General features: G+C 40.1%; 6 protein-coding genes. 1 reads left to right on the top strand and 5 read right to left on the bottom strand.

The window, feature by feature from the left end:
• From RT018_RS15090 to RT018_RS15110, 5 genes are all read right to left on the bottom strand, one after another.
• Positions 1-600: ATP-binding cassette domain-containing protein (locus RT018_RS15090; protein WP_312943147.1), on the bottom strand; the 600-nt coding region annotated here is incomplete at its 3' end.
• Between the two features lie 41 nt (positions 601-641).
• Positions 642-2402: an ABC transporter permease subunit gene (locus RT018_RS15095; RefSeq protein ID WP_312943148.1), complete on the bottom strand. Its 1761-nt coding sequence runs from the start codon at positions 2400-2402 to the stop codon at positions 642-644.
• A gap of 43 nt (positions 2403-2445) precedes the next feature.
• Positions 2446-3843, bottom strand: a complete 1398-nt coding sequence (locus RT018_RS15100) for an extracellular solute-binding protein (RefSeq protein ID WP_312943149.1) — start codon at positions 3841-3843, stop codon at positions 2446-2448.
• A gap of 87 nt (positions 3844-3930) precedes the next feature.
• Positions 3931-5292 (bottom strand): HAMP domain-containing sensor histidine kinase, encoded by a 1362-nt coding sequence (locus RT018_RS15105; RefSeq protein WP_312943150.1) that lies wholly within the window; start codon positions 5290-5292, stop codon positions 3931-3933.
• Positions 5292-5948 carry a response regulator transcription factor gene (locus RT018_RS15110; RefSeq protein WP_312943151.1) on the bottom strand — a complete coding sequence of 219 codons (657 nt, stop codon included), beginning with the start codon at positions 5946-5948 and terminating at the stop codon, positions 5292-5294. Before RT018_RS15110 ends, RT018_RS15105 begins: the two co-directional genes overlap by 1 nt.
• Before the next feature lie 182 nt (positions 5949-6130).
• Between RT018_RS15110 and RT018_RS15115 the strand changes: the two genes are divergently transcribed.
• Positions 6131-6454, top strand: coding sequence for a helix-turn-helix transcriptional regulator (locus RT018_RS15115; RefSeq protein ID WP_312943152.1), 324 nt, complete (start codon positions 6131-6133; stop codon positions 6452-6454).
• The last annotated feature ends 160 nt before the right edge of the window (positions 6455-6614 follow it).

Raw genomic sequence — 6614 nt, forward strand, 5'->3', positions numbered from 1 at the left:
CGTCAGAGCCTCTGTCTGATCGTGTGTAACATATATAAAAGTGGTATTCATCTTCCTGTGCAGCTTAATTAGCTCAGTCCGCATCTGCCCACGAAGTTTCGCATCCAAATTGGATAGAGGCTCATCAAACAAGAAAACCTGAGATTCACAAACTAAGGCACGGCCTAAAGCCACACGCTGTTTTTGCCCTCCGGACAGAGATTTTGGCATACGATCCAACAGGTCGAGTATATCTAACATATTTGCCGCTTCCTCTATACGGCGCTTTATTTCATTCTTGGAGATCTTATGCACCTTTAGGGCAAACGCCATGTTATCAAACACAGTCATATGCGGATATAGGGCGTAACTCTGAAAGACCATAGCAATATGGCGGTCTTTGGGTGCGAGTTTGTTGACCATATAACCATTGATATACAGCTCGCCCTTTGTGATTTCCTCCAAACCGGCAATCATTCGGAGTGTCGTGGATTTGCCGCAGCCGGACGGCCCGACCAAAACGATAAATTCCTTATCTACTATTTCTAAACAGAAATCTGAAACAGCAGCCAGACCACCGGGATATTCTTTATAAATATGATTAAGTGATAAGCTCGCCATATCTGCACCCTCCTTTCGAACAGCAGTCGCTAAAATAAGAGTTACTTTTTATTTCTAAGAGCAGGTAATATACCACTGTCAATAAGATAATTTTTCCCTATAAAAAAGACAAAGCCAGCGGGGATAAGATATAGGCAGGCTCCCGCAAAGAACATTCCAGGTTCCACACTGAGCATACTTCCCAAATGAATAGATAGCGGCTGTTTGTAAATTGATTTTATCAGTACCACTGCTTGATCTATGACATTCCAATACTCGGCGAATGTCAAGACGAAGAGGGAGATAACAGCCGGTTTCATATTTGGCAAAACAATGTAACGAAACACTTTCCATTCGGAAGCACCGCTTGACTCTGCGGCTTCAATGCATTCCTGCGGAAATCCTTTTAGATGCTGTCTAATCCAAAAGACACCTAACGGATTGAAAATTCCCGGAAGAATGATGGAAGCGTAGCTATCCCGAAGATTCAAAAAGTCGGCTACCAAATAGTTCGGTACCAAGAGAACCTGTAGCGGCATCATCATGATAGCAATATATCCAAAAAACAGAACCTCTTTATATTTCCATTGCATCCTCTCGAATGCATAGGCCGCAAGGCATGAAACAATGCACTGCCCAAATACAATAGGCAGGGTCATAAGGATGGAATTTCCGTAAAACCGCCAATATGTAGGATGATCGAGTAAAAGGCTTCGATATTGCTCCAGTGTCGGATTATTTGGGTAAAACCCCATGTTTACAAAATGCAGGCCATTTCTTGCTAAATCTGAAGCATTAAAAGTTGTTACTTCTGTCGTATATCGGTTTACAACTTCATGGCTGCTCATGATGGAGTTAGAAACAGTAAAGAGCAGGGGTAGCAATACAACAAGCGCAATCATGACAGCGGGTAAAAGACTGATGATTTGTAAGCGCTTTGTCTGAGGTTTTGGTATGTGCCCGCCTAATTCGAGCGAGGTAAATGTATCGGACAGCTTTTTTTGTCTATAAAACAAAGCGAAAATTACCATGCCGATTAAAAAAATCAGGATATAAGATGCGGCAGTCAGCTTCTGCATATTTAGGCTAAAGAATTGGTTATTCATATAGTGCTGCAACATATATAGATGATCCGGGGGATAATTCCCATAAAGAATATAAAGTTCCTTAAATATTTTAAACGAGTTAATAAACGATAAAATCAAAACGATAAATGTGGTCGGCGAAAGGTAAGTCCATGTAATGTGGCGAAATTGCTGCCACGGACTTGCTCCTGTGCAGCTGGCATACTCGTAATATTCCATCGGAATCCTTTTCATTCCTGCGTAAAAAATTACTGCTGAAAATCCTGTATTTTTCCAAAGATATATGATAATCGGGATTAATATTGCCCACCCGCTGCTTGCAAAATTGATAATAGGCAAGCCAAAGCTATATAGTGTCTTATTAACCAGCCCATTAACATCAAAAATTGACTTCCAAAAGTGTGCGGTTACACCGGAAGGGATGATAATCGGGAACATCAATATGGCCATCAAGACACCTTGACCACGGTGCATTCGTTTTAATAGCAATGCAATAAGCAAAGCAATGAAAATCAAAATAGGAATACTGATTATCATAAAAACAGCAGTGTTGAACAACCCTTTTTGGAACATTTGATTTTGAACCGTATTTATGAAATTTTGTAATCCAACGAACTTTTTGCTGCCCATGTTATTGATCAATGCGTAATAAAATGACAACAGAAAGGGGATGAGGTAAAATACCGATAGCCCTGAAAGACTGGGAAGTAGGTACGGCAGACCCTTTTTAAATTTCATCATTTCCTCCTTTCCCGCTTATTCTACGTCCAAGAGGAAGTGCTTATCTCTGCTCTCCCCAATAGGCAGCAACTCTGGATTGAATGATAGCGGCAGTTTCTTCTGCTGTAGCAAGGTCATAGTAGTAATAATTTTCTAAGTCCGAATGAATTAGAAACCATATTTCTGTTTCAGATTCTGCTCTGTTCCGCTTTAAGTTCCATTCATGGACAAGGGCGAGCATCTCATCTATTCCATCTTTGGGATTGCTCTCTTTCCACTGGAAAGAATCCCCAAACATATCGATATCCAATTCGCATTGCAGGCGAAATGAATGATAAAAGTTTTTGATATTAATTGGCACCCATGTGTGATAATTCATAACATACTCCTGCGCCTTTTCTCTGTCAGAGGAGTCGGGAGGGGATTTTTCCTCCACACAAAATTTCAAAAACTCCCACGCAAGCTCCTTGTTGTCGCTGCTTGTTGGGATGCCGTATTCAGCCTGCATCGTTTTGAACATAGCATCGCCGCCGCTGCTTACAATCGGAACAGGTGTGGATATGTTGGTGTAATCGGCTAAAAGATTATAAACATCAATGGCTGTCACATCTAAGCCACAGAATACATAGTCGGATTTCATAAAATCATCATTGCCTTGCGCAATTCTGGTCTTATCCCATTCCATATTGACAGGATCGTAGGGGGTAATAATTGTATTGGTCTTTTCTAAATACTCCACAAACTCGGCACTGTCAAACCATGCTTCTCCTGTGTTTGTATCGTAATAAGCCGGAAATTCATAGCCAAAAAAGTATTCTTTCACAATCCCCGGCAGAATACGAGGCTCCGGGCTAAGTCCAAGAGAAAGTACAGACTCGTATATATCAAGGATAGATTCATAATCCAACACATCATAATCGGTGGAGAGGCGCTCCGTTAAAGGACGGCTGACCACCATCATGTCGTAAGTAAAATAAAAGGGCATAGTATACAGTGCGCCATCTATTTCTTTTGCGGTAAAAATATTTGCATAATAATCTGCTTTATTAAAATTAGGGTCGTTATCCATAAAATCGTATAGATTGCAGAGTAGCTCACTTCCGGCGTACCGATATGCTGAAAAATGGGATAGGTCTATGAGGTCGGCTCCGTTTCCACTCATAATTTCTATGGCGGTACGCACACCGTACTGTTCAAGGGTTTCAGATTCCCATTCGCCCATATCCGGCATTTTCATTTCAATTTTCACATTTGGGTGAAGCGCAATGAAATCCTGAGCATGGTTCATGATCGCACCATCAGAGTAGGTATTGACCGTCAAGGTTCCAGATAAAGGTTCAACTTTACTACTTTCTTCTGATGTTTTATATTCGTCAGATTCTTGATTGGAACAGCCGCTAAAAATGAACACGCTGACCAACAGAATAGCAACGATTGATTTTTTGAAATTCCTGTTCATATACTCACTCCTTAAAAAAAACAACTCTTTGCAACTGAAAACAGTTTAACAAAGAGTTGTATCTAACTTGTATCATAAAATCTGGCATCATTGTTCAGGTTCATGTAGTTGGAGTTCAAACCCTACCGCCGTGCCAACTCCAATCACACTTTCAAATATTAGCGAAGTACCATGAAGATTCGCTATTCTCTCACAAAGTGTCAACCCTAAGCCAAAGCCATCATTTGTTCCGGCGTGAGATCTATCAGACATGTAAAAAGGTTCTTTTATTCTGGATATATCTTTTTCATAAATGCCTTTTCCATTATCGCTAACCGTTATTTTATATTTGATTTCTTCTACACACCCTCTAATTAAAACTTCGGTTGCTTCTGCTTTTACAGCATTATCGCAAAGGTTTTTTAATACCGAAGTGACGAGAGTTTTATCTGCGCAGACAACAGCGGGCTGCATATTCCAAATAAAACGAGCATCCATATTAATCTTTAGCTTTTGGACATCTACCGGCTCTATCGAGATATGCTCATCGGATAGCCCCATTAAATCCATCAGTTTGAAAGAAAGCTCTGAAATTCGTTTGCTTTCTTTGTAAATGTAATCTGCAGCCTTGATTTGGATTTCAGGGCTGTTTTGGTGACTTCTTAGCATATCGGAATAGCCCATGATTGCGGTCATAGGTGTTTTGAGCTCATGAGAAAAGTTTGCAACAAAGTCCTCTCTGGAGCGAACCGCCTGCTCTAAGCAATTTATCTTTTCTTCCACGGCCTCTGCCATTTTATCGAAGCTCTTTGCCAGCACTCCGACCTCATCATTGGTGGTGATATGAGTTCTGTCGCCGTAGGAGCCACCCGCTATTCGTTCACTGATAATCGACAGCTTTTCAATAGGGGAAGTAATATATTTAGAAAAAATCCATACAAAAATTATGACACAGATAAGCAACACGGTGCCCAGTAATAGAGCTTGTCTATATTGTATTTCCCTTTGCACAAACACATCGCTGATATCATTAATTGTAATAAAATAAACCTCTTTTTTCTCTACAATGAATGTCGAAACTACTCCCAAAACAAAGCCATCGGAATGCTTCTTGATGTGGTACCCATCCTTTAAGGCAATCAGTTCTTCTATGAAATCTATGTCTGTAGTCATTCCATACGAAGAATATAGCTTTTCATTTTCAGCAGTATAAAGGGCTGTTTTATTTAAGCCGCCCACAAATTCCGCCGCTTCATAAAGCGTTCGTAAACTGCCATCAATATTTGATTCATCTGCATATGCTTTTTCCTCTATAAAAATACGATAGTTCGTATGTTGCATTTGATACTGGCGGATAATTTGCTCCATAGCGAAATCAAAACTTTTTTGAATAATAAAGTAACTACATATAGAAAACAGGATTACAACAATCAGCGAGATTGTTAATGTCAATTTCGCCCATAGTTTCACTATTCCACCTCCAGCCGATATCCCAACTTGTAAACTGTCTGGATTTTATCTGCCCAATCCAACTTTTTTCGCAAGCGTTGTATATGGAGATCAATAGTGCGGGTATTTCCTTGCCATTCTTCATTCCATACTTTTTCATATAATCGTTCTCGATAAAGGACAATATTTTTGTTTTGCACCAACATTACAAGCAAATCAAATTCTTTTGCCGTTAAAAAAATAGGCTGATCTTCTTTTTTTACGGTTCTTTGGATAATATCTATTTTCACATTATCAATTTCGAGCAATGTCTGTCCCTTGCCTGCTCTGCGTAGTACAGATTCTACCCGTGCTATCATTTCCTCAGTTTCAAAAGGCTTAACAATATAATCATCTGCTCCCATATGCAGTCCTTTAACACGGTCTTTTAAACTTCCTTTGGCAGTGATAAAGATAACCGGTGTAGCTGTAGGTTCAATATATTTGATCAATTCGTATCCATCAATTTCAGGCAGCATAATATCCAGCAGGATTAAATCATATGTGTTTTTTTCAATCAAGTCAGCCGCCATTTTTCCATTGTTGGCGGTTGCGCAGTCATATCCCATTCTACTTAAATTTATTGCAATCAACTCACGTATTGAGGCTTGATCTTCAACAATTAGGATTTTAATCATAAGGCAACTCCTTTCAAAGGGCACAAATGTATCTTAATTGTATCATGAGTGCCTATGTAAATCAATTAAAATGAAGATATGATTTAATGCACACGCTCTATTAGTTCGTAAGAATAAAGAAATTGCAAAGCGTTCCACTTTCTTCACCCGAACTGTAAAATAGCATAGGAGGTGAACGCTAAGTGGAGGCTATTTTAAATAAACTCGGTCAAATCATCAAACAGGCCAGAATCTCAGCCAGCCTGACACAGGAAGAGCTTGCCGAGCACATTGGTATAACAGGTCGGTACATAATGGCACTGGAGAACGAACATAAGCAGCCCAGCTTCGAGGTGCTATGCAAACTCATTCTTGTGCTGAACATCCCGGCAGACAATATTTTCTACCCGAAGAACTCACATACAGAGAACGAAAAAGAACAGCTGATGCGGCTGCTTTTCCGGTGCGATGAACGTGATCTCAAAATCATAACCGCAACGGTGAAGGCAATGCTGGAGCCAAAGTAAGTGACCATCTTCTTTCGGAAGGATGGTCATTGTTATCTCTATCCCAATATTGTTCTTTCTCTGTGTTTAAAGAAATCCTTAGAGTGAAAGGTTCACTGCATAGGTCATGATGACACATACCATATGCCGCCGACAGGACGCATTGCTCCCTTGGCGGCAG

The organism is Oscillibacter sp., assembly GCF_032060045.1.
Classification (GTDB): domain Bacteria; phylum Bacillota; class Clostridia; order Oscillospirales; family Oscillospiraceae; genus Oscillibacter.

Excerpts from the sequence above, each read along its gene's own strand:
- RT018_RS15100 (WP_312943149.1), bottom strand. The coding sequence starts at position 3,843 with ATGAACAGGAATTTCAAAAAATCAATCGTTGCTATTCTGTTGGTCAGC.
- RT018_RS15095 (WP_312943148.1), bottom strand. The coding sequence starts at position 2,402 with ATGAAATTTAAAAAGGGTCTGCCGTACCTACTTCCCAGTCTTTCAGGG.
- RT018_RS15110 (WP_312943151.1), bottom strand. The coding sequence starts at position 5,948 with ATGATTAAAATCCTAATTGTTGAAGATCAAGCCTCAATACGTGAGTTG.